Origin of the sequence: Pseudarthrobacter scleromae (genome assembly GCF_014644515.1) — a bacterium.
Classification (GTDB): domain Bacteria; phylum Actinomycetota; class Actinomycetes; order Actinomycetales; family Micrococcaceae; genus Arthrobacter; species Arthrobacter scleromae.
Genome location: NZ_BMKV01000009.1, coordinates 26,046 through 47,905, shown reverse-complemented (window position 1 = coordinate 47,905; position 21,860 = coordinate 26,046). Strand labels below are relative to the sequence as shown.

Annotated in this window: 20 protein-coding genes; 9 read left to right on the top strand and 11 right to left on the bottom strand. The window is 65.8% G+C overall.

All coding sequences use genetic code 11. From position 1 onward, the window contains the following. Together IEX33_RS18235 and IEX33_RS18230 are read left to right on the top strand one after the other, a co-directional pair. Nucleotides 1-2,505, top strand: coding sequence for a helicase-associated domain-containing protein (locus tag IEX33_RS18235; protein WP_188732318.1), 2,505 nt, complete (start codon nucleotides 1-3; stop codon nucleotides 2,503-2,505). Beyond that, nucleotides 2,502-4,148, top strand: coding sequence for a DNA repair helicase XPB (locus IEX33_RS18230; RefSeq protein ID WP_188732317.1), 1,647 nt, complete (start codon nucleotides 2,502-2,504; stop codon nucleotides 4,146-4,148). Before IEX33_RS18235 ends, IEX33_RS18230 begins: the two co-directional genes overlap by 4 nt. Before the next feature lie 25 nt (nucleotides 4,149-4,173). On the opposite strand, the gene IEX33_RS18225 is transcribed toward IEX33_RS18230, so the two are convergent. Beyond that, nucleotides 4,174-5,043: an FHA domain-containing protein gene (locus IEX33_RS18225; RefSeq protein WP_188732316.1), complete on the bottom strand. Its 870-nt coding sequence runs from the start codon at nucleotides 5,041-5,043 to the stop codon at nucleotides 4,174-4,176. 5 nt (nucleotides 5,044-5,048) lie between these two features. Further along, nucleotides 5,049-5,306 carry a hypothetical protein gene (locus IEX33_RS18220; RefSeq protein WP_188732315.1) on the bottom strand — a complete coding sequence of 86 codons (258 nt, stop codon included), beginning with the start codon at nucleotides 5,304-5,306 and terminating at the stop codon, nucleotides 5,049-5,051. 217 nt (nucleotides 5,307-5,523) lie between these two features. Here IEX33_RS18220 and IEX33_RS18215 point away from each other — a divergent pair, with 217 nt between their 5' ends. From IEX33_RS18215 to IEX33_RS18200, 4 genes are all read left to right on the top strand, one after another. Beyond that, the gene (locus IEX33_RS18215) at nucleotides 5,524-6,024 is read left to right on the top strand and encodes a DUF427 domain-containing protein (RefSeq protein WP_188732314.1); all 501 of its coding nucleotides are present in this window, start codon (nucleotides 5,524-5,526) and stop codon (nucleotides 6,022-6,024) included. A gap of 72 nt (nucleotides 6,025-6,096) precedes the next feature. Then, complete coding sequence (locus IEX33_RS18210) at nucleotides 6,097-6,807, top strand: response regulator transcription factor (RefSeq protein ID WP_104186151.1); 711 nt, start codon at nucleotides 6,097-6,099, stop codon at nucleotides 6,805-6,807. Between the two features lie 2 nt (nucleotides 6,808-6,809). Beyond that, entirely contained in the window at nucleotides 6,810-8,318 is a 1,509-nt protein-coding gene (locus IEX33_RS18205; RefSeq protein WP_229675449.1) for a sensor histidine kinase, read from the top strand. Between the two features lie 106 nt (nucleotides 8,319-8,424). Beyond that, entirely contained in the window at nucleotides 8,425-8,712 is a 288-nt protein-coding gene (locus IEX33_RS18200; RefSeq protein WP_188732313.1) for a WXG100 family type VII secretion target, read from the top strand. Between the two features lie 7 nt (nucleotides 8,713-8,719). Here IEX33_RS18200 and IEX33_RS18195 read toward each other — a convergent pair whose 3' ends face one another. After that, a complete protein-coding gene (locus IEX33_RS18195; protein WP_188732312.1) occupies nucleotides 8,720-9,682 on the bottom strand; it encodes a ribonuclease HI family protein in 963 nt (320 codons plus the stop codon). Nucleotides 9,683-9,891: 209 nt separating this feature from the next. On the opposite strand from IEX33_RS18195, the gene IEX33_RS18190 reads away from it, so the two are divergent. Continuing rightward, a complete protein-coding gene (locus IEX33_RS18190) occupies nucleotides 9,892-11,199 on the top strand; it encodes an ABC transporter substrate-binding protein (RefSeq protein WP_188732311.1) in 1,308 nt (435 codons plus the stop codon). Between the two features lie 86 nt (nucleotides 11,200-11,285). Here the strand turns inward: IEX33_RS18190 and groL are convergent, their stop codons facing one another. From groL to IEX33_RS18165, 5 genes are all read right to left on the bottom strand, one after another. After that, nucleotides 11,286-12,920 carry a chaperonin GroEL gene (groL, locus tag IEX33_RS18185; RefSeq protein WP_066273856.1) on the bottom strand — a complete coding sequence of 545 codons (1,635 nt, stop codon included), beginning with the start codon at nucleotides 12,918-12,920 and terminating at the stop codon, nucleotides 11,286-11,288. Nucleotides 12,921-13,207: 287 nt separating this feature from the next. After that, a complete protein-coding gene (locus tag IEX33_RS18180) occupies nucleotides 13,208-14,482 on the bottom strand; it encodes an ABC transporter substrate-binding protein (protein ID WP_188732310.1) in 1,275 nt (424 codons plus the stop codon). Continuing rightward, the gene (locus IEX33_RS18175; RefSeq protein ID WP_139028133.1) at nucleotides 14,479-14,685 is read right to left on the bottom strand and encodes a cold-shock protein; all 207 of its coding nucleotides are present in this window, start codon (nucleotides 14,683-14,685) and stop codon (nucleotides 14,479-14,481) included. The genes IEX33_RS18180 and IEX33_RS18175 overlap by 4 nt, the downstream gene beginning before the upstream one ends. 193 nt (nucleotides 14,686-14,878) lie before the next feature. Further along, nucleotides 14,879-15,526, bottom strand: a complete 648-nt coding sequence (locus IEX33_RS18170) for a LytR C-terminal domain-containing protein (protein WP_188732309.1) — start codon at nucleotides 15,524-15,526, stop codon at nucleotides 14,879-14,881. A 50-nt stretch (nucleotides 15,527-15,576) separates the two neighbouring features. Then, a complete protein-coding gene (locus IEX33_RS18165) occupies nucleotides 15,577-15,906 on the bottom strand; it encodes a DUF3263 domain-containing protein (protein ID WP_066273852.1) in 330 nt (109 codons plus the stop codon). Nucleotides 15,907-16,046: 140 nt separating this feature from the next. Here IEX33_RS18165 and IEX33_RS18160 point away from each other — a divergent pair, with 140 nt between their 5' ends. Next, nucleotides 16,047-16,817 carry a uracil-DNA glycosylase gene (locus tag IEX33_RS18160; protein WP_188732308.1) on the top strand — a complete coding sequence of 257 codons (771 nt, stop codon included), beginning with the start codon at nucleotides 16,047-16,049 and terminating at the stop codon, nucleotides 16,815-16,817. A 14-nt stretch (nucleotides 16,818-16,831) separates the two neighbouring features. Further along, nucleotides 16,832-17,671 carry a siderophore-interacting protein gene (locus tag IEX33_RS18155; protein ID WP_188732307.1) on the top strand — a complete coding sequence of 280 codons (840 nt, stop codon included), beginning with the start codon at nucleotides 16,832-16,834 and terminating at the stop codon, nucleotides 17,669-17,671. Nucleotides 17,672-17,685: 14 nt separating this feature from the next. Here the strand turns inward: IEX33_RS18155 and IEX33_RS18150 are convergent, their stop codons facing one another. From IEX33_RS18150 to IEX33_RS18140, 3 genes are all read right to left on the bottom strand, one after another. Next, nucleotides 17,686-19,206, bottom strand: coding sequence for a threonine/serine exporter family protein (locus IEX33_RS18150; RefSeq protein WP_229666416.1), 1,521 nt, complete (start codon nucleotides 19,204-19,206; stop codon nucleotides 17,686-17,688). Between the two features lie 48 nt (nucleotides 19,207-19,254). Next, nucleotides 19,255-20,601 (bottom strand): peptidoglycan bridge formation glycyltransferase FemA/FemB family protein, encoded by a 1,347-nt coding sequence (locus IEX33_RS18145; RefSeq protein ID WP_188732306.1) that lies wholly within the window; start codon nucleotides 20,599-20,601, stop codon nucleotides 19,255-19,257. Nucleotides 20,602-20,666: 65 nt separating this feature from the next. Next, nucleotides 20,667-21,800 carry a lipid II:glycine glycyltransferase FemX gene (locus tag IEX33_RS18140; RefSeq protein WP_188732305.1) on the bottom strand — a complete coding sequence of 378 codons (1,134 nt, stop codon included), beginning with the start codon at nucleotides 21,798-21,800 and terminating at the stop codon, nucleotides 20,667-20,669. Nucleotides 21,801-21,860 lie beyond the last annotated feature (60 nt).

Genomic DNA, 21,860 nt, shown 5'->3' with positions numbered 1-21,860 from the left:
ATGTCCCTCATTCGCGCGTTGAGCAAGGAGCTGGAGGCACGCAGCGACGATTCACTGCGTGCGCTGTTCGACGCCCGGCCGGACCTCATCTCTCCCCCCGTCCCCGACTTCGGCGCCCTCGCGGCGCGGGCCAGCGCCAGGCTCAGCGTGCAGCGTGCGCTGGAACGGCTCAACAGGCCGCAGATGCAGGTCCTCGAGACACTGCACCTGTGCACCAATACGGACACCGGGCACAGCGCCTCGGCGGCTGGACTCCGCAAAATGATTCCGGGCTCGTCGGGGGCCGCGGTTGAACGGATCCTGCACTCTCTGCAGGACCTGGCGCTGGTGCACCGTGCCGACCCTCCCCATGGCACCCCGGAACCTGCGGCAAAACAGCGCCACTACCTCCCGGTGGGCTCCCTGAAGGACGTGGTGGGGATCTATCCCGCCGGGCTGGGCAGGAGCTACACGGAACTGGTCCGGCTTCAGCCCGCCTTCGCCCAGCGCGTGGTGCAGCTGGTCTCCGAGCTGCACCGCAGCGGCGTGGCCATCCACGACGCCACTACTCCCATGGAGGCCGCGCTGGCGCTGCAGCACTGGACCTCCTCACCTGAGGCCCTGAACACCATCCTGTCCACGGCACCGGAGCGGACGACGGCGTTGCTCGCCAGGTTCCGCAACTGGGCCATGGGGGCGGTCCCCCAGGCGCAACGCAAGGCCTCCATCACTACGGAGGGGTCCGACGTCGGGCCCGTGGACTGGCTGCTGGCGCGCGGATTGCTGGTGCCCCTGGACGCCGCACACGTGGAGCTGCCCCACAGCGTGGGACTCTCGCTGCGCGGCGGCGCGATCATCAATGATTTCACCCTCCAGCCCCCCGTCCCAGAGCTCGGCCGGACCTCTGCGGTCCTGCGCAGGAATGCTGCGCTCAGCGCCATATCGGAGACGCTGCGGCTGATGGGCGAGCTCCTCCATGCCGTACGGGAGCAACCCTTGGCCACGCTTCGCAGCGGTGGCGTTGGGGTGCGCGAAATGAGGCGGCTGGCCGAGTTGCTGCGGATCGACCAGCAGCAAACGGGACTCCTCCTGGAACTGGCCGCACTGGCAGGCCTGATTCGCCTGGACGTCGATTCCTCGTCCTGGGTCCAGCCTCCGCAGCTTGAATGGCTGGTCCTGCCGCGCCAGGAACAGTGGCTCTGGCTGGTGAATGCCTGGCTGGCCAGCGAGCGCGTGCCGTCCCTGGTGGGCCAGCCCATCAACGGGGCGCGGGGCGTGCCGGCGGCGCACCGTTCAGCCTCCGGCAGCACCATCATCGCTTTATCGGCGGAAGCCCAACGGCCTGACGCTCCCCTGGTCCGCAAACGCATCCTGGAGATTTTGCACGAACTGACCGTGGAGGCCGGCTCCGCAGACGGCACCGCTCCGGTGCTTGACGCCGCAGCGGTCCTCCAGCGCGCGGAATGGGCCCAGCCGCGGATGGCCCGCCGCTTCAGCTCGATGATCCGCGGTGTGCTCGCCGAAGCTGAACTCCTGGGCCTGGTGGGGTCCGGCGCCCTCAGCCAACTGGGCAGTGCCCTGGCGGAGGACCAGCCGGAAGCCGCGATTGCCATCCTTGGCGAACACCTGCCGGCAGCTTTGAGCCATGTCCTGCTCCAGGCAGATCTCACAGCCGTCGCCCCGGGATACCTCGACCCCGGGCTGACCGAGAAGCTACTGGTGATGGCCGACGCCGAAGGCCAGGGGCCGGCCACCATCTACCGCTTCTCGGAAGGCTCCATCAAGCGGGCCCTGGACACGGGGTACGACGCTGCCGGCATCCTGGAGTTCCTCCGCGAGCACTCCGCCACCGCGGTGCCCCAGCCTCTCCAATATCTCGTGGAGGACACATCGCTGCGGCACGGAAGGCTGCGGGTGGGACCGGCGGCCAGCTTCGTCCACAGCGAGGACGAGGGCACCCTGCTGGAGCTTCTGTCCGGGCCTAAGGCAGCCCACCTGAAGCTGGAGAAGATTGCCCCAACTGTCCTGGTTTCCTCCGCGCCACCGCGGGAAACCGCACAGGTCCTCCGCACCCTGGGGCTCTCCCCGGCCGTGGACGGCGCGGATGAGCCCGTCGTCCGGCTCCGCGGAACCCAGGCCGCCCAGGACGCCCACCGCCCGGTGTACACCGCACCGCGGATGGCGCCCGGGACGGAGGAGGTGGACGCCCAGCTGGCGGTCCTGCGCCAGGGTGGCGCCGCCGTCGGACACCGCGGTGTGTCCGGAGACCACGCGGGCGAAACGGGGACGCAGCTGGGGCTTGAGGCCCTGCAGCGCGCCATCAGGCTCAAGCAGCGGATCAGCATGAATGTCGTGGACGGCCTGGGGAATGCCAACCTGGAAACGGTTGTTCCGCTCTCTGTAAGCGGCGGACGCGTCCGGGTGTTTGATCCCGCCAGGGAAACTGAACGCGTGCTGTCCATCCACCGCATTATCGACATTGAGGCTGCAGAGGAAACTGCGCCAGTGAAGGACTTCCCGGCGTGAACGACGGACCTTTGATCGTCCAAAGCGACAAGACCATTTTGCTGGAAGTGGACCACGAGCTGGCAACCGAAGCCCGCCACGCCATCGCACCTTTCGCGGAGCTCGAACGGGCACCGGAGCACATGCACAGTTACCGGCTGACGCCCCTGGGGCTTTGGAACGCCCGCGCAGCCGGACTGGATGCGGAGAAGGTGCTGGATACGTTGCTGAAGTACTCGCGCTTCCCCGTGCCGCATTCGCTGCTGATCGATGTTGAAGAAACCATGTCCCGCTACGGACGGCTGCGCCTGGAGAAGGACCCCCAGCACGGGCTGGTCATGCGGACCGATGACTATCCGGTACTGGAGGAAGTAATCCGGGCCAAAAAGATCCAGCCCCTGCTCGGGCCAAGGATTGACGGCGAAACAGTGGTGGTGCACGCCTCCCAGCGGGGACAGCTCAAACAGCTGCTACTGAAGATCGGCTGGCCGGCCGAAGACCTGGCGGGCTACGTGGACGGCACTCCGCACTTGATCGCCCTCAACGAGGACGGCTGGAAGCTGAGGCCCTACCAGCAGATGGCGAGCGACAACTTCTGGTCCGGAGGCAGCGGCGTGGTGGTGCTGCCCTGCGGCGCCGGGAAGACGCTGGTGGGGGCTGCCGCCATGGCTACCGGGTCCACCACCACCCTGATCCTGGTGACCAACACCGTGGCCGCGCGCCAGTGGAAGGACGAACTGCTGAAGCGCACGTCCCTTACCGAGGACGAGATCGGCGAGTACTCCGGGGCGGTCAAGGAGGTCCGCCCGGTGACCATCGCCACCTACCAGGTCCTCACCATGAAGCGCGGCGGCCTCTACCCCCACTTGGAGCTGGTGGACGGGCACGACTGGGGTTTGATCATCTACGACGAGGTTCATCTCCTGCCAGCGCCGATCTTCCGGATGACGGCGGACCTGCAGGCGCGGCGGCGCCTCGGACTGACGGCAACCCTGGTGCGGGAGGACGGCCGCGAGGGCGAGGTATTCAGCCTGATCGGGCCCAAACGGTACGACGCGCCCTGGAAGGACATCGAATCCCAGGGCTACATCGCGCCTGCTGACTGCGTGGAAGTCCGCGTGGACCTGCCCAAGGACGAACGGGTTGCCTACGCCATGGCCGAGGACGCTGACAAGTACCGGCTCTGTGCCACCTCCGAGTCCAAGACCCAGGTGGTGGAGCAGCTGGTCAGCCGGCATACGGGTGAACAGCTGCTGGTCATCGGCCAGTACATCGACCAGCTGGACGAGCTCGGCGAGCGCCTCAATGCGCCCGTGATCAAGGGCGATACATCGGTAAAGGTGCGCCAGAAGCTGTTTGACGCCTTCCGTGCCGGGGCGATCCAGACGCTGGTGGTCTCCAAGGTGGCCAACTTTTCCATCGACCTTCCCGAGGCCTCTGTGGCGATCCAGGTGTCGGGCTCGTTCGGTTCCCGGCAGGAGGAAGCCCAGCGGCTGGGCAGGCTCCTGCGGCCCAAGAAGGACGGCCGCTCGGCACGCTTTTACTCGCTCGTGGCGCGGGACACCCTGGACCAGGACTTCGCCGCCAAGCGCCAGCGCTTCCTGGCCGAACAGGGCTACGCGTACCGGATCATGGACGCCAAGGACGTGGAGACGGCTGACTAGGCCGTGCCGGCCAGGTTGGGTCCTTTCAGGTCACCCCGCGCGAACTGTCCCTTTCCATGGTGCCGGTCCGAGGATCGAACTGCGGACGCTCGTACGCCAGTTCACCACCGCTGCGGCCGCCGTAAGGGCGCCCGTGGTCGGCGAACTCTTCCCGGAAGAAGGCGAGGCACCACTGCCCCATCTGGATCCTGGCGCCGGTGCGAAGCACTGAAGGTCCGCCCTGCGCCACGCTGCCGCTGACCACGCCGTGGGGGACCAGGACGTACTCGTCCTGCTCGTCATGCCTGATTTCGGCGTGGAACCCGTCGAGCCCCTCCAGGAGGATGTCGCAGCCCGGGTCACTCCCGATCGTGGTCTTCTCCCCGGCAAGCGTCACCTCCCGGGGGATCTGTCCGGTCCAAGTGGCTGAGTCCTGGACGAAGATCAGCCGCGGCCGGCCGCTGCCCCGGGTGTAGTGCGTGGTGGTGATCCGGCGGTTGATTTTCCGCCGGACGGTGGGGAGCAGGGGCAACGGAGTGGACGGCGGCAGCAGCGGGACGGCTGCAGACTTGCGCCGCCCTTGCCTGACGATCGGCACGAGCGCTCCCAGCTTGCCCAGTTTGATGTGGGGCGAGCGCGTCACCAGGCGCTGCGGGGCGGGGCTGTTCACCGCACCCAGGCTGACGATACTTCCGTCCGGGCCGGAGAGGGTGACACTGAGTCCCTTCCCGGCCAGCATCTCCGCCAGTGGCCTGATTTCCTCCAGTGACGGGATGCCGCCGCCTCCCAGGGGCGCCAGGCTGTCCATGGACACCGTGACGTCCGTGCCCGAGGACCGGGCGCTCCCCCTCGTAACCGATCCGGACTCATCTGTGTACGAGAAGTCCAGATCCACGTCCAGGCGGTAGTCAGCCATATCCGTCAGCCACGGTTCAGATCGGAGCCGACGGCATCCTTGTCGCTGGTGGTGACGCGCAGGCTGCCGTTCAGCTTCCAGGTGGCCCGGGGAGCGTCGGGGCCAATGTCACGCGGAACTTCGATGGTCATATCAACGAACTGGTAGTTGATCTCGGCACCCTTGCCGGTGAGGTATGACCACATTTCCTCCGCCAGGTCCGCCCAGTCCCGGATGCTGCGTTCATTGGATGCGGTGTTTTCGGATGCACTCAGGTCAGTCATGATGGTCTATCCCCTTCATTAGGCCGGAAATCATTGAAGAACAAATTGTGGAGCAGCCAAGCGCGGGTCTGCGGGCGCAACAAGGGCCCTGCGGTGCCGGATCGGGACGGACCCAAGCCCGGCACCATCACTGTATTCCCGTGCTGCACCCGGCGGAAGGCGTGAAGCACGGAACGTTCTTAGTCCGGTTTGGGTTCCCGTCCTGCACACTGGAGGCATGCGCCGAAAAGTCACCCCCGCCGTTCCCCGTCCCGGACAGGAATCCGTATGGGACTACCCCCGGCCCCCACGCGTGGAGCCGGGCACCGAGCGGATCCGGATCGTCCTTGGCGGCGAACTGATCCTGGACACCACCGACTCGCTCAGGGTGCTCGAAACCAGCCACCCGCCGGTCTACTACCTGCCCCGGTCGGCGTTCCCGCCAGGGTCCCTGGAACCAGCCCCCGGAAGCAGCTTCTGTGAGTTCAAAGGCGCAGCACAGTACCTGACTGTCCACGGCGGCGGGACGGTGGCTGAAGCAGCAGCGTGGTTCTACCCGGAGCCATCCAAGGGGTATGAGGCACTGGCTGACCGCGTTGCCGTGTACCCGGGCATGATGGACTACTGCGAGGTGGAGGGCGAACGTGTCCGTCCGCAGGCGGGAGGCTTCTACGGCGGCTGGATCACTGACCGCGTGGCTGGCCCGTTCAAGGGCGAACCCGGGACCATGGGTTGGTGAGCACTCCTTTTCCCCACCTGGCTTCCAACAAATATCCAGACAACTCCCAGAGTCTGGGAGCATGATGGGAGCATGAACAAGAACGGTCCAGAAGCGAAACTCCTCGTTGTCGACGACGAACCCAACATCCGCGAGCTGCTGTCCACCTCGCTGCGGTTTGCCGGATTTGACGTCGTCTCGGCCGCAAACGGACGTGACGCCCTTGCAGCCGCGGATGCCCATGCCCCGGACCTGGCCGTGCTGGACGTGATGCTCCCTGACATGGACGGCTTCACTGTCACCCGCCGCCTCCGCGCCGCCGGGAAGCATTTCCCGGTCCTGTTCCTTACTGCCAAGGACGACACCGAGGACAAGGTCACCGGGCTCACTGTCGGCGGGGACGATTACGTCACCAAACCGTTCAGCCTCGATGAGGTGGTGGCCCGGATCCGCGCCGTCCTGCGCCGCACGCAGCCAATGATGGATGACGACGCCGTGATCCGCGTGGACGATCTGGAGCTCGACGACGACGCGCACGAAGTACGCCGCGGCGGTACCGTGATTGAGCTCTCCCCTACCGAGTTCAAGCTGCTCCGCTACCTCATGCTCAACCCCAACCGGGTGCTCTCCAAATCGCAGATCCTGGACCACGTCTGGGAATACAACTTCAACGGTGACGCCTCCATCGTGGAGTCGTACATCTCCTACCTTCGCCGGAAGGTGGACATCGACCCCGACGCCCCCGCACTGATCCAGACCAAGCGCGGCGTGGGCTACGTGCTCCGGACGGCAGAAAAGCGCTGACCTTGCTGCAGCGATGGAAGTCGGCGTCCCTGAGGACGCAGCTGGTGGCCATGATCATGGCGCTGCTGATAGTTGCCCTGACAGTGACCGGGGCTGGAACGCTGGCGCTGTTGCACAGTTACCTGCAGGGGCAGGTGGACGGCAAGCTGTATGCCGCTGTGGACCTGGCCCGGAAACAGCGCTCCTTCACGCCGCTGCAGGCTCCCACGAACCCGATGGTCCCCACGGACTATTCATTGATTCTCTTCGCCCCCGGCGAGGAGCCCTATCCGTTCGGCGGCGATCCGGAGAACCGCCCGGACATCAGCTCCATCACCGTGGAACAGGCCCAGGCACGCGGGACGGTCCCGTACCAGGTACGGGGCACGGACGGCGAGAACTGGCGGGTGGTCGCTGTGCCCGTGCAGAACGGCCAGACCACAGCAGTGGTGGCCATAGGGCTGCCCCTGCGGAGCGTCGACGACGTCCTTAAGCACGCCACCTTGGTGGTGACGGGGGTGGGGCTGCTTACCCTGCTGCTCGCGTCCCTCATTGCAAGCTGGACCGTCTCCCGCTCCTTCAGGCCGCTGGCCCGGGTGGAAAAGACGGCCGCCGCAATCGCCGCCGGCGATCTTTCCCGCCGCGTGGAGGTCGAAAACCCCGGAACCGAGCTCGGGCGGTTGAGCAGGTCGCTGAACGCCATGCTCGCCCATATCGAAACAGCCTTCGCGGCCCGCACCGCATCGGAGGCGAGGATGCGGCGGTTCGCGGCCGACGCCTCCCACGAGCTGCGGACCCCGCTCGTGACCATCCGGGGGTTCTCCGAGCTGTACCGGCATGGAGCGCTGGCCACGGAGGAAGACGTGTCCACAGCCATGGGAAGGATCGAAAGCGAAGCCAAGCGCATGGGTTCGATGGTGGAAGACCTGCTGCTGCTGGCCCGCCTTGACGAGCAGCGGCCGTTGCAGCAAAAGCCCGTGGACCTCCAGCTCATTGCGCATGATGCCGTGGTGGACACCCAGGCCAGCGACCGCTCCCGCGTGATTTCGCTGACCGGCCTCGACGGCGCTCCCGCCACGCCTGCCCCTGCGCTGGGCGACGAAGCCAAGCTCCGCCAGGTAGTGGGCAACCTCGTGGGCAACGCCCTCCGTTACACCCCTGAGGGCAGCCCCATCGAGCTGGCGGTGGGGGTCCGGGCGGCGGAAGACGGGCAGTTGCGCTCCGTGATCGAAGTTCGGGACCACGGGCCAGGCATCTCGGAAGAAGACGCATCCAAGGTCTTTGAGCGGTTCTACCGGGCAGACACCTCCAGGACGCGGGAAACGGGAGGCAGCGGGCTTGGACTCGCCATTGTTGCCGCGATCGTGGGCTCCCACGGCGGCAGCGTCCGGGTTGAAAAGACCGACGGCGGCGGCGCCACCCTCGTGGTCAGCCTTCCGCAGCGTGACGACCTCCCGGATGCGGGGATGCCCGCAGAAGAGAACCGTGCGGAAAAGAGCAAGGGCAGCGGCGGCGAGGTTATGCACATATAGCCGTTTGCAGTGGCAGCGTCCCGAGCGGTATTCCTACGCTCGAAGGCAAGGTACCGGACCGGCCGGGCCCGCAGGCGCAAGCTGCCGCACAGCGAAAGGCACCACCATGAGCATTATCTCCGTCGATACCGAACTCCTGCAGCTGAAGTCCGCCAGCGTCCAGGCCACCATGGACAGAATCAGCGCCGATGTCCAGGCCATGAAACGCGGACTGGACGAACTCCAGGGTTCCTGGCGGGGCTCCGCCGCCACGAACTTCCAGGCACTGATTACGGAATGGACCCTTACGCAGGGGAGGGTGGAGGCATCACTGGCATCCATCAACACCGCGCTTGCCTCAGCAGCAGCCACCTACGCGCAGGCGGAACAGGGCAATACCCAGCGGTTCAGCTGAGCTGCGCCTAGGCTTCGGGTGTGCCCTGGTGGAACCGCAGCCGCCACCGGCCGCCGTCCAGTACCCACAGCGAGCTCCTGAGGGTGGTGCCGGAGCGCGCATAGCTGCGGTACGTGAGGAGGACCGCCTCAGCACCGACGCGTTCGGCACCCAGGATCTCGATGTCCGTCCGCTCGCCCGGGTCCTCCTCGAGCGCCATCATCATGGCGTCCCGGGTCCACATCCTGCCTGAGCTGCCGATCTCCATGAAATCGGGGTGGAGCAGGACGGCTGTCCTGCCGATGTCCCCGCGCACCAGCGGGCCCAGCAGTTCCCGCTCAAGTTCCTCCACCACGGCCTCAGGCCGGGCTTCAGCTGCCTTTGCGGCAGTCCCGGTCGCATCGAAACCCCGGTTGTCCAGCTGGCTGAACAGGTCAGGTTCCTCGTAGGCCGCTGCCGGCTTTTCTGGTTCCGGGCGTGCGTCCCTGGCTTCCTGTTTCGCCGGCGCCGGGTGTGCATGGTGGGCACCGGGAAAGCCTGGCCCGGAGCGGGCAGCCACGCCCTGCTGGTAGGCCGTTGCGGCCGCCCGCGCACGTTCGTCCGCGGCTTCGTTCAGGTCATGCCCTGCATGCCCCTTCACCCATTCGAAGGTGTACTTCCGGCCGGCAAGCTCACGGTCCAGCTCCTTGAGCAGGTCCACATTGAGGACCGGCTTCCCGTCTGCTTTGCGCCAGCCTTTGCGCTTCCATCCCGGCATCCACTTGGTGATCGAATTGATGACGTACTGGCTGTCGCAGAGGATATGAAGGTCCTCCTGGGGAAGGTGGGCTGTGGCCCGGAACAGATCCAGGACCGCCATCAGTTCGCCCTGGTTGTTGGTCCCGTGGGGCCAACCGCCGGCACGCCAGCAGTCGTCATTCACGTACCAGGCCCAGCCGGCCGGACCAGGGTTTCCCAAGGCCGAACCGTCAGCCGCTGCAGTAATCGTCACCGGTCCATCCTGCCAGACCAGCACGACAAACCGGAGTCCGCCCGTGGCCGCTGCTCGGAAAGCGGTTACCGACAGTACTTGACGCGGGGAGAGCCGGGCGGGCACAATCGCTGTATTGAAACGAGAAAGCGCTTTCTCATCCGGTCCCCGACACGCACCGCGCCGCGGCAGCCAACGGAAAGCGCCCTCAGCACCAGGAAGGCACATCAATGACGATCCCAACCCTCAGCCGGAGGAAGTTCCAGCTCGGCGCCGCCGCCGTCGCACTCTCCCTCCTCGCCACAGGCTGTGGCACCTCTTCAGGCTCTGAGAGCAACGAGGAAGTAACCCTCCGGTTTGCCTGGTGGGGCAACGAGTACCTCAACGCCCAGACCGAGAAGGTTATCGATGCCTTCGAGGCGGAACACCCGAACATCAAGATTGAATCCGAGCCGGGCGAGTGGGGCAGCTACTGGGACAAGCTGGCCACCAAGACAGCCGCCAACGATGCGCCGGACGTGATCCAGATGGACCAGAAGTACATCGCGGAATACGGCGGGCGCGGGGCGCTCCTTGACCTGTCCAAGCAGGGCGGTATCGATACCTCCAAGCTGGACCAGGAGGCCCTGGTGTCGGGCCAGTATGACGGCGCCCAGTACGGACTCAGCACCGGCCAGAACGCCTATGTCATCATGGCCAACACCAAGGTCTTCGAAGCAGCCAATGTTCCCATCCCGGATGACACCACGTGGACGTGGGAGGAGTTCATGGCAACAGCCTCGAAGATCAGCGCCGCCGGGGACGGCAAGAACTACGGTGCCGCCTACGGAAGCAATGAAGCCGACCTGATCATCTGGCTGCGCCAGCACGGGGAGAACCTGTACTCGCAGGACGGCAAGCTCGATTTCGATACCGCCACGGCCGCGTCCTTCTGGGAACGGCTGAAGGAACAGCGCGACTCCAAGGCAAGCCCGCCGGCCACGGTGGCCACGGAGGACTCCGGCGCCGGACTCGAGGAGAGCCTCTTCGGCACCAACAGGGTAGGCATGGCGTGGTGGTGGACCAACCAGCTCGGGTCCCTGGAGTCCACTACCGGGAGCAGCATCAAGATGCTTCGGGCACCCAGCCTCGACGGTTCGTCGGCTGAGAACGGGATGTACTACAAGCCCACCATGTTCTGGTCTGCCTCATCACGCTCCAAGCACCCGGAAGCCGCTTCCACCTTCATCAACTACCTGGCCAACAGCCCGGAGGCCGGGGCCATCCTGATGACGGACCGCGGCGTGCCCACCAACACGGACATCGTTGAGAGCATTACGCCGTCCCTGAAGCCTGCCGACACCACAGTGGTGGGCTTCCTGAAGGACATCGCACCCGATATCAAGGAGGCGCCGCCGGTCCCGCCGGTGGGCGCGGGCAGCGTACAGAACGTCATCAAGCGCTACACCGATGAGGTGCTCTATGACCGCCTCACGCCCCAGGCGGCCGCTGACGCGTTCAAGAAGGAAGTTGAAGGAATGCTGGCCAGCGCCAAGTAGTCACAACCTGCGGTAGACACGAATGTGGCCCCCTCCGGAGAGGGGGCCACATTCGTGTTTAGCGGGACAGGTCCCGGCAGGAGTGGCTAGAAGCCGCCCATTCCGCCCATTCCACCCATGTCGTCGCCGCCGGCAGGAGCAGCGTTCTTCTCCGGCTTGTCAGCAACAACTGCCTCGGTGGTGAGGAAGAGGCCAGCGATGGAAGCCGCGTTCTGCAGGGCAGAGCGGGTCACCTTGACGGGGTCGTTGACGCCGGCGGCCAGCAGGTCGACATACTCGCCGGTGGCTGCGTTCAGGCCGTGGCCGGCGGGGAGGCCGCGGACCTTGTCCACCACGACACCGGGCTCGAGGCCGGCGTTGAAGGCGATCTGCTTCAGCGGGGCGTCGATGGCAACGCGGACAATGTTCGCACCGGTTGCTTCGTCGCCGGACAGCTGCAGGTTGGCGAATGCCTTGGCGCCGGCCTGGATGAGGGCCACGCCGCCACCGGCGACGATGCCTTCCTCAACGGCAGCCTTGGCGTTGCGCACGGCGTCTTCGATGCGGTGCTTGCGCTCCTTGAGCTCAACTTCCGTTGCGGCACCGGCCTTGATGACTGCAACGCCGCCGGCCAGCTTGGCCAGGCGCTCCTGCAGCTTCTCGCGGTCGTAGTCGGAGTCGGAGTTTTCGATCTCGGCGCGGATCTGCGAAACGCGGCCGGCGATCTGGTCGGCGTCGCCGGCACCCTCGACAATGGTGGTCTCGTCCTTGGTGACAACAACCTTGCGTGCCTGGCCCAGGAGTTCCAGGCCGGCGTTTTCCAGCTTCAGGCCGACTTCCTCGGAGATGACCTGGCCGCCGGTGAGGACGGCGATGTCGGCAAGCTGTGCCTTGCGGCGGTCGCCGAAGCCCGGAGCCTTGACGGCGACGGACTTGAAGGTGCCGCGGATCTTGTTGACGATCAGGGTGGCCAGGGCCTCACCCTCGATGTCCTCAGCGATGATCAGCAGCGGCTTGTTGGACTGCATGACCTTTTCCAGGACAGCAACCAGTTCCTTGACGTTGGAGATCTTGGAGTTGACGATCAGGATGTACGGATCCTCGAGGACCGTTTCCTGGCGCTCAGCGTCGGTGACGAAGTAGGCCGAGATGTAGCCCTTGTCGAAGCGCATGCCTTCGGTGAGCTCAAGCTCCAGGCCGAAGGTGTTGGACTCCTCGACCGTGATGACGCCTTCCTTGCCCACCTTGTCCAGGGCTTCGGCGATGAGTGCACCGATTTCCTCGTCGCCGGCGGAGATGGACGCCGTGGCGGCGATCTCTTCCTTGGTTTCGATCTCCTTGGCGGAGTTCAGAAGTTCGGCGGTGACGGCCTCAACGGCCTTCTCGATGCCGCGCTTGAGGGACAGCGGGTCGGCGCCGGCAGCAACGTTGCGCAGGCCTTCCTTCACCAGTGCCTGTGCCAGCACGGTTGCTGTGGTGGTGCCGTCGCCGGCGACGTCGTCCGTCTTCTTGGCAACTTCCTTGACCAGCTCGGCGCCGATCTTCTCGTAAGGATCGTCCAGCTCGATCTCCTTGGCGATGGAAACACCATCGTTGGTGATCGTGGGGGCGCCCCACTTCTTTTCGAGGACGACGTTGCGTCCACGCGGGCCGAGGGTGACCTTAACGGCGTCGGCGAGGATGTTCAGGCCCCGCTCAAGGCCGCGGCGTGCCTCTTCATCAAATGCAATGATCTTGGCCATAACGGCAGTAGTCCTTTCGGGACAGTCGTTAAGAATGAACCTTCGCTGCAGTGCCCGCGACGGACGACCCGTTGCCGGCGGCCTCTGTATGCCTTCGGGTGTGGGTCTCACTCCAGTTAGGTGTTTCTTCGCTCTTCGACCGATGCCGGCGCCGGCGGCCGGAGCCACGCTTTGCTTAGCAGTCGGTACGTCAGAGTGCTAACTCAATAATTAGCACTCCCCACGTGAGAGTGCAAGCGAATAACCGGCGGAAAGCACCCTGGCGGGCACGTCTTCGCCGAGGGCGATCAGCCGGCGGCGCGGCCTGCCGTTTCGACGCCGGTGGCCGCCGGAATGTTGTCGGCGCCATATGTGAACACCGTGAAGGCGGCCGAGGTGATGTCACCGTTGGCATCGAAGGCGATGGGGCCCGATTCGCCGTCGTAATTGATGTCCGCACCGGAAGCCTTGCCTGCCAGGCAGTCTTTGTAGCTGGGGCAGGGCGCCGTTCCAGCCGGGCCTGTTCCGTCAGCAGTCCCGCCTGATACCGGTATCAGGCTTGCGGCGATTGAACGCCCGGAGTCGTCCTCGGCCCTGGCCGCTGCGAGCGCGGCAAGGGTCACGGCGTCGTACGTCTCCGCCGCGAAGGACACATCCTTCAGGGCCGGATCGATGCCCAGCAGTCTTTCCTGGAACCCTGCCGAGGGAAGCTGCCCCGGAACGACCGCACGTGCACCGTCCAGGGCTCTGGTTCCCAGTTTGGAGCCGTACCGGCTGAAGGCGCCGTCGCTCAGGATAAGCCTTGAGCCTGCAAGGGCGGCGTTGTTCAGCTCAGCCAGGGCGCCCTGTGCGCCGTCACGGGCCACCAGGATGACGGCGTCGGGTTGCGCCTCGCGGATTGCGGCAGCCGCAGATCCAGCTTCACCCGGTGTGAAGCCAACCGCGGCCAGTACGTCCAGGCCAGACTGTTCAGCGGACGCGGAGACGGCAGCGGAGACATCGCTGCCGTAGGAGCCTTCCTGGTACACCACGGAGATGGTGGTAGCGCCGGCGTCCTTGGCGAGCTTGGCCAGCACGGGTCCCTGCGCGACGTCGGCGGCGGCCGTCCGGAAGTAGTATCCGCCGCTGGCAATACTGCTGAGCCCGGCCGCGGTATTGGCAGGTGAAATCAGTGGCGTCCGCGCCCTGGAGAGGATATCGACAGCTGCGGAGGCGTGGCTGGAGTCGGTGGGGCCGATGACCACATCCGCTTTGGCCTGCACCAGGGACTGCGCCTGGGACGCTGTGTCCTGGCCTGATTCAACGGGCAGGAGTTCCACCGGCCGGCCCTTGTGCCCGCCGGCAGCGTTGATTTCCTGGACGGCGAGCTTGGCGGCTGCCAGCTGGGGACCGTTCAGGAAGCTGTTGTCACCGGTGTTGTCCAGGATGAGGCCCACCCGCAGCGTGCCGTCACCGGAGGCCTCCGCCGCCTCCGTGCGCGCGTTTCCGGTCACCCCAGAGCAGCCTGTCAGGGCCAGCGTGCCGCAAAGGGCTGCGGCGAAGAACGGACGGTTGGGTGCAGCGGGTGGAAACGGATGCTTCACTCGGCCGGCCGGACGCTTTCGGCCTGCGGGCCTTTCTCGCCTTCGCCGACCTCGAGTTCCACGCGCTGGCCTTCGTCCAGTGCGCGGTAGCCCTCGCCCTGGATGGCGGACCAGTGGACAAAGACGTCGTCCCCGGAGCCGTCAACGGTAATGAAGCCGTAGCCCTTTTCCGCGTTGAACCATTTGACGGTTCCTCGTGCCATGATGACCACTCTTTCCGTTAGGTCCGGGATGCTGCGCCGGTGCCGCCGTGGCTCGAGGCCCGGAACTCACTTTAGCCAATGGACGCCGGCAGCGCCGGGGCACAGCATGGCCGGGCGGAAACGTTATTCAGGCGTAATCCCCGGCCCTGACGTGGGCACGCGTGGCGGAACGCGTCCTGTTGGAGAACCCGGCCTACCGGTATCCGGGGCCGAGCACCACCACCAGGGGAACCTGGAATTCGGTGCTCTCCACCACGGTGGGGACTCCCAGGAGTTCCCCGAGGGCCTGCGCGTTGGCCTCCTGTGCCGCCCCCGCGTAGAAGATGATGGAACCCTGCTGGGGCGCCCCTGCCCAGTTGCCTACCTGCCCCAGGGTCCACCCGTCGGACTGCACGGTGCCGCCCACCCGGCTGGCCAGCCCGGCAGTTCCGGCAGCGTTGTAGACCGCCACTGCCTGGGCCTTGTCCACTGTTGCGGCCGGAGCAGTGCTCGGGGGGCTGGATGGGGTCCCGTTCCCCGCGGTGCCGGCCGGTTCGGGGGAAAACGACGGCTCCGGCTCGGTGGAGGGGACGTCCGCCGTCTCAGGCGTAGCGGATGGAGTCGAACCGGTTTCGGCCAGCGGCGCTGCTTCCAGGCTCGACGACGCCTGGGTTGCCGGACCGTCGAATCCCAGCTTGGGCAGGATCAGGAAGGAAACCACGCCGATGGCCAGCGCAACAATCCCCGCAGTCAGGATGGGCCAGAGACGGACCCGTGCCGGAGCGGAGGCTGTGCGGTGTACACCTTGTCGCGACGCGGTCTCCGGGACCTTGTCGAATTCATCGCGGGCGTATTTGGTCATGGGAAAGAGACATCCTTGTGTGTAGCTGCTGAGGACTCAGCGTGAGCGTCTTATGCGTCGGACCCCAGGCGGCGTGCAGTGCGTGCACGGTGACGCGACGTACGTAGTCTACGCAATCTCTTGACCAGCATGGGGTCGTGCGCCAGCGCATCCTCGGTGTCGATCAGGGCGTTGAGGAGCTGGTAATAGTGCGTGGCGGACAGATCGAACAGTTCCCGGATGGCCTGTTCCTTGGCGCCGGCATACTTCCACCACTGCCGCTCCAGTGCGAGCATCTGCTGGTCCCGCTCGCTCAGCGGCGACTCCCGCAGCGTGAAATCCGCCAGCAGGGTGTTCCGTTGTTCCTGCGCCGGCAGGTGCTCCCGAGCTGGCTCCGCCACGGCGCACTCTCCTTAGCTGGTTACGTAAATGTCTGACCCCCATGCTACGGACGAACAACACCATTGTCATTTGCGCATAGCCCTGCCGCACACGCCGAACGGTACAGCCGGCGCCTCCCGCCGCCTGCAAGAATGGACTGATGTTTGAATCGGACGCCTTGTTTGAGCTGGAGCAGGAACCGGCAGGCAGCACCGGCTTCGCCGATCTGGCGCAGCTGCCGCTGGCGGAGCTGATGGCGCCCGACTGGGCCGCCGCACTCTCGGACGTGGACGCGGAACTTCGCGCCGTTCTTCGCTTCGCAGCCGGCGAGGTGGCGGCCGGGCACCAGGTCCTGCCGGCGCCGTCGAACGTCCTGCGGGCCTTCCGCCAGCCCCTCGCGGAGGTGAAGGTGCTGGTTGTGGGACAGGACCCTTACCCCACGCCGGGACACGCCGTCGGACTGTCCTTTGCCGTTGACCCGCACGTCCGGCCCATTCCCAGGAGCCTCGCGAACATCTACCGGGAGCTGGAGGCTGACCTGGGAATCCCGCCGAGGGTGCATGGTGACCTCTCCGCGTGGGGCGGGCAGGGGGTGCTGCTGCTGAACCGCGTGATGACGGTACGGGCGGGATCTGCAGGATCCCACCGGAGGAAGGGCTGGGAAGACATTACGACGGCGGCCGTCGAGGCGCTGGGCGCGCGGCGGGCACCGGACGGGTCGCCCTTGCCGTTGGTCGCGGTTTTGTGGGGAAAGGACGCCGAGAGCGTGCGCACGCTGCTGCCCGGGGTCCCGGCAGTGTCCAGCGCGCACCCCAGCCCCTTGTCCGCTTCACGGGGTTTCTTTGGCTCCCGCCCGTTCAGCCGTGTCAACGCGCTCCTGCGTGAGCAGGGGGCCGCGGATGTAACCTGGGAGCTTCCGGCGGTGCCCTAGCTTAGGCTTGCCTTATGAGCATTGTTCCCGCCTCCACCAGCGCCAGCAAGAAAAGCCGCCCCCAGGTCAACCTCACGGTGGTGCGCCGGGAACAGCTGGCGCCGCAAATGGTCCGGATTGTCGCGGGCGGTGACGGTTTCGCCGATTTCGTCAACAACGGCTTTGTTGACCGGTACGTCAAGATCGTCTTTCCGCAGCCGGGTGTCCAGTACCCCTCACCCCTCGATCTGTGGAGCATCCGGGAGACCATGCCTCGGGAACAATGGCCTTTCACGCGCACATACACCCTCCGCTGGGTGGATACCGCGGCCCGGGAACTTGCCATCGACTTTGTGGTCCACGGCGATGAGGGGCTGGCCGGGCCGTGGGCGGCCAGGGCCCAGCCGGGCGACACCCTGACTTTCACCGGCCCGGGTGGAGCGTACAACCCGAATCCCGAAGCTGACTGGTACCTGTTCGCCGGAGACGAGGCCGCCCTGCCCGCCATCGCCGCCTGCATTGAATCCCTGCCTGCGGAAGCGGCCGGCGTCGCGTTCCTCGAGGTCGATTCCGACGCCGACATCCAGCCAATTGCCGCCCCGGCCGGGCTGGAACTGCACTGGCTCTTCCGCCACGGTGTCCCCGCCGGCGAAAGCAACCTCCTGGTGCAGGCCGTTGCGGACGCTGACTGGCCCGCCGGCAGGGTGGACGTTTTTGCCCACGGCGAGCGGGGGTACATGAAGGCGCTCCGGGATGTCCTTTTCGTCCAGCGCGGCCTGGAACGCAAGCAGGTTTCCCTGTCCGGCTACTGGGCCAAGGGCCGCGTTGAGGACGTTTTCCAGGCGGAGAAGAAGTTGCCCGTAGGACAGATCTAGGCAGCCAGGCCTGGTCAGCGGCGGCGGGCCCGCCGGCGCTCGTTGCTGGCCAGGCTGCGGGTCAGTGGCCTGGCAAGGGTATCTCCCAGCACGATCCCCCCGGCAGTTCCCAGGACGATGGCACCGGCGTTGAGCATCCCGCCGGCGCCGAGCAGGATCTCGGCTTCCTCGATGGTCAGTACGTACATGGAGCGGAAAATGGTGAGGCCGGGCAGCAGGATCAGTGCCGCCGGTACCGCCACCACCAGCTGGGGTGCTCCCATCCGCAAGGCGACCACCCGGGCCAGCAGGCCGATCACCACGGCGGCCAGGGCCGGCGAGAACCGGTCACCAATGCCCAGCAGGCCGCCGCCCAGCAGGACCAGGTACCCCGCGACCCCCACGGCCGCGGTGGGAAGCAGGAGCTGCCAGGTGGTCTGCTCGGTCACCCCGATGGCCATCACCGCCACGGCAACAAGGATCACCAGCACCCACAAGTCGTAGGCGGGCGGGAAGGTCTGCGTCACGTCGATGGCCTGCATGCTGGTCAGCTGGCCCACCACAAAAGCTACGGCGATGCCTGCCACCAGCGCGCCAAAGGTCAGCAGGGTGGAAAGGAACCGCCCCGCGGCGGTCACGGGGAAGCCGTTGATGGCGTCCTGCACGGAGGAGACCAGCCGGCCTGTGGGCAGGAGCAGGAGGATTCCGCCCACCACCACGATCGCCGGCGAGGTGGTCAGCCCAAACTGCCACAAGAGCAACGCCAGCAGGGTCACGGCGAAGGAGCAGCTGGCGGTGGTGAAGAAGTCCGGCACGCGCCAGCGGCCCAGCTGGCGGGCCAGCAGGCTCACGCCGATGTTGACGGCGAACGCAATGGCGGAGGACACGGGACCGCCGCCCAGCACAGCAACGAACGCGGCGGCAAATACTCCGAACGCCGCCGTCACCATCCAGCGGGGGAACGGCTTGGGACTGGTGATGGCCTCATCCAGCCTGCGGATCGCCTCATCACGCCCTACTCCCCCGGCAACGATGTCCGTCACCAGCTGGTGGACCTTGGCCAGGCCCGCGTAGTTGTTGGTCCAGGACCGGACCACCCGCAGCAGCGCAATGGGTGTTTGGTCCTTGGGGGCGTAGTTGATGCCCACCGACTGGTTGGTGATGTCCACTTCGATGTTCTTCAGGCCAAGCGCCGCCGTGACGGCAATGATGCTGGTTTCAACCTCCAAGGCACCAGCACCGTAGCGGAACATGGTTTCGGCCAGGTGCAGCGCGAAATCCAGGGTTTTCCGGGCGGACGTGTCCACGCCGCCCACCTGGATCATGGGGTTCGCATAGGGGCTCCCGGTGAGCCTGTCCACGATGCTCATGGGAGCCGTGGGCGGGTTCTCGCCCTGGACCAGGCGCCGCAGCATCCTTTTCGCCGCAGCATTCTGCCGCAGCTGGGAGGGGGTCAGCGGCTCGGTTTTGGGCAGGCCGTCCGTGCGCGGCGTTGCCTTCGGTGATGGCGTCGCCTTCGGTGATCCGCCGCCGGGATAGTCAGGCCGGTCGGTCATGGGTCCCTCCTCCCGTTGTAATGGTGTGCAGCGTGGCTGCGGAGCGCGTCAGGCGGAGCGCCGCAGGGGCAGTTTGGCCAGCAGGAGGCGGGCGGCCCCCGCTGCCGCGCGGGCAAGCTTATTGGCGCGGAACACGGCAGGGCGGACAGGCATCACAAAGTCGCCCACGAGCTGGACCACTTCGCCGCCGAAGCCCTTCTTGAACTCGTAGCCGCCGTGGCCTTCCTCGTCCTGGCCGGAGATGCCGAACGTGCCGTAGAAGTTGTACCGCGGGTAGCCCTTTTCAAGGGCGTGCAGCATCATTCCCCAGTACAGCGACGTGGCGCCGTTGAAGTAGATGTAGTCCTGTACGGTGCCGCCGATGACGCAGACCACTTCGTCGCCGTAGCAGACGAAGTGGATGGCGGCCACCGTGGCAACGCCAACCGAATCCGGAAAGCGTTCAATGTCCTTCAGACTTCGCTCGTAGCTGTCCACCAGGTCCTGGACCACTTTGAGCCGGTTGGCCTTCTTCTTGCTGCCGGTCTCCTCTACGTCGCGGCGGAGTTCTGCCGCGGTTTCCGCTTCCGCGGCCAGCCGCTCCGTAATGGATTTCCGGTAGGCGGGAATGTCAATCTTGGCCATCATGAGCTTGGTGAACTCGGCCGAGGTGGTGCGGAGCAGCTGTTCATAGTAGGCGCGTTCGCGGTAGACAAAGCCCTTTTCGTCGCCGGCCCGGCTCAGGGCGCCGTAGAACTCATCAAGGGTCTCCAGCGTTGCCTGTTCCAGGAAAACACCGTTCTTTTCCGCTTTGCGGATGGCCTTCCGGGTGCGGTAGCTGGTGCCCATGATCAGTTCCTCCGCGTCCTGGATGCCTTCCAGGCTCTTGATGAACATCCAGTTCACGTTCACGAAGTTCATGTCCAGCCCCTGGTGCTGGAACCCCAGCCCGCCGAGCTGTTCCACCAGCGGCCTGTTGTCCTCCACGTCGGGGTGTTCCGCGCCGTCGGCATCGCGGGCGATATACCTGAGGTTCGGGGAGATCCGCAGCTCGGCGGCTTTCCGCTCCGCTGCGCGTTTGCGGAGGAGTTCGACGACGGCGCGCACCAGTTCAAGGTCCGTGTAGTCCATCAGGGGGCCCTTGGCGCACTCGCACACCGTGTAGCCGAGGCGCGTGGTGGTGTAGTTCAGTTTGCCGGCCGCCACCAGTTCGCCGTCGCGGCGCACTCCGAAGAGTTCAACCTGCTGTCCCCTGGCGCGCTGGAACCGGGCGAAGTCGAGGGACTGGAGGAAGCTGTTCTGTGGGTGCTTCAGTGCGAACTGCTCGAATTCGGCATCGCTGAGCATGGCGAACTCCAGGTCGGCGGCGGATATTGCAGTCAAGGGGTTACCTTCTTCACGGATGGGGGCTGGCATAGGCAGGATGTGGGCAGGGCCCGGCGGCGGGTGGCTGGGCAGTCAGCTGCGGCCGGTCTTCCGGGTCAGTAGAACTGCTGGCCGGTGCGGGCAGTTTCGATCCGGCGGAACACCTTCTCCGCTCCCTTGACCCAGAGCCGGTGCTTGAGGGGCGAGAGAACGTAGTCGTGGCAGCCGACAAAATCGGTGACAGTCTTGGTGAAGCTGGTCTTGAACATGCCCATCCCGTAGAGATTGTGGCTCTTGTCCTTGATCTGTGAGGCTGGCGGGGTGCCGCAGAAGTCGTATTCCGTGCAGCCCAGTTCCTGCATGCGCCGGATGGCAGCCCACTGGACGAGGTGCGAATCGCCGTACTGCTTGCGGTTCTGGGTGGAGCCGCCGTCCTTGTAGGTGGCTTTGGCACCATAGTTGATGACAAAGGCTCCCACACTGGGTTTTCCGTCCTCATAGGTGAAGAAGAAGTTGCCTTGGCCCCGGTTGCAGAATTCGTCCCAGAACGCAGCGTAATACTCGTAGCTGCGCAAGGGCATGGAGCCCTTGGCGTTGACGGTGTCCGCCATCAGGCCATAAAGGGCCCGGTAGGTTTCCGGACCGTGTTCCTTGCGGACCACTTCGCAGCCTTCCCGCTCGGCCCGTCGGATGGCGTTGCGTGCCCGGGAGGAGATGGCCTTGAACACCGCTTCTTCGGGGCCGGAGATATCAAGCAGCGCAGTGGAGTCGTTGGACTGGATGTTGGGTGCCTTGGCCAGGCCCGCCCCCCTCAGGTGTGCCTGGGCCTCATCCGAGTCCACGATGTCCGGCTCGATCTTGATGGTGAAGACGTTAAGCTTCCGGCCGCGGACAAAAGCTGCGCAGGCCTCCAGCGCAGCCTTGAGGTCCGGCGCCGCCTCCAGGCCAGGGCCCTTGATGAGGTACCACAGCCGGCCCAGCACAGGGAAGCTCTTTTCGAGCACCAGGTTGTAGCTGGCAGATCCACCGTTTTCGAGGACCAGGAAGCGGACTTTCCAGCCGCTGCCGTTCTTTACTGACGCGTACGCGGCGGACTGCAGCATGTTGCCGCCGTTGGGGTTGGCCGTGACGTGCTTGTCCCAGTTTTCAATCTCTTCGGCTGTGGCAAAACGTGCGGTAAATTCTCGCAAGGGGGCCGTGTCCAATCGGTTTCGTGCGCGGTTTCGGTACTCGTGTCTGCGTGCGGACATGCAGCCTCAAGTCTAAAGCCTGAAGCCCCCGCGGCTTTTCAGGAGCCGGCCCGTGCCTGC

Excerpts from the sequence above, each read along its gene's own strand:
- IEX33_RS18235 (WP_188732318.1), top strand. The coding sequence starts at position 1 with ATGTCCCTCATTCGCGCGTTGAGCAAGGAGCTGGAGGCACGCAGCGAC.
- IEX33_RS18225 (WP_188732316.1), bottom strand. The coding sequence starts at position 5,043 with ATGGCTGACTACCGCCTGGACGTGGATCTGGACTTCTCGTACACAGAT.
- IEX33_RS18220 (WP_188732315.1), bottom strand. The coding sequence starts at position 5,306 with ATGACTGACCTGAGTGCATCCGAAAACACCGCATCCAATGAACGCAGC.
- IEX33_RS18215 (WP_188732314.1), top strand. The coding sequence starts at position 5,524 with ATGCGCCGAAAAGTCACCCCCGCCGTTCCCCGTCCCGGACAGGAATCC.
- IEX33_RS18210 (WP_104186151.1), top strand. The coding sequence starts at position 6,097 with ATGAACAAGAACGGTCCAGAAGCGAAACTCCTCGTTGTCGACGACGAA.
- IEX33_RS18200 (WP_188732313.1), top strand. The coding sequence starts at position 8,425 with ATGAGCATTATCTCCGTCGATACCGAACTCCTGCAGCTGAAGTCCGCC.
- IEX33_RS18190 (WP_188732311.1), top strand. The coding sequence starts at position 9,892 with ATGACGATCCCAACCCTCAGCCGGAGGAAGTTCCAGCTCGGCGCCGCC.
- groL (WP_066273856.1), bottom strand. The coding sequence starts at position 12,920 with ATGGCCAAGATCATTGCATTTGATGAAGAGGCACGCCGCGGCCTTGAG.
- IEX33_RS18175 (WP_139028133.1), bottom strand. The coding sequence starts at position 14,685 with ATGGCACGAGGAACCGTCAAATGGTTCAACGCGGAAAAGGGCTACGGC.
- IEX33_RS18170 (WP_188732309.1), bottom strand. The coding sequence starts at position 15,526 with ATGACCAAATACGCCCGCGATGAATTCGACAAGGTCCCGGAGACCGCG.
- IEX33_RS18160 (WP_188732308.1), top strand. The coding sequence starts at position 16,047 with ATGTTTGAATCGGACGCCTTGTTTGAGCTGGAGCAGGAACCGGCAGGC.
- IEX33_RS18155 (WP_188732307.1), top strand. The coding sequence starts at position 16,832 with ATGAGCATTGTTCCCGCCTCCACCAGCGCCAGCAAGAAAAGCCGCCCC.
- IEX33_RS18150 (WP_229666416.1), bottom strand. The coding sequence starts at position 19,206 with ATGACCGACCGGCCTGACTATCCCGGCGGCGGATCACCGAAGGCGACG.
- IEX33_RS18145 (WP_188732306.1), bottom strand. The coding sequence starts at position 20,601 with ATGCCAGCCCCCATCCGTGAAGAAGGTAACCCCTTGACTGCAATATCC.
- IEX33_RS18140 (WP_188732305.1), bottom strand. The coding sequence starts at position 21,800 with ATGTCCGCACGCAGACACGAGTACCGAAACCGCGCACGAAACCGATTG.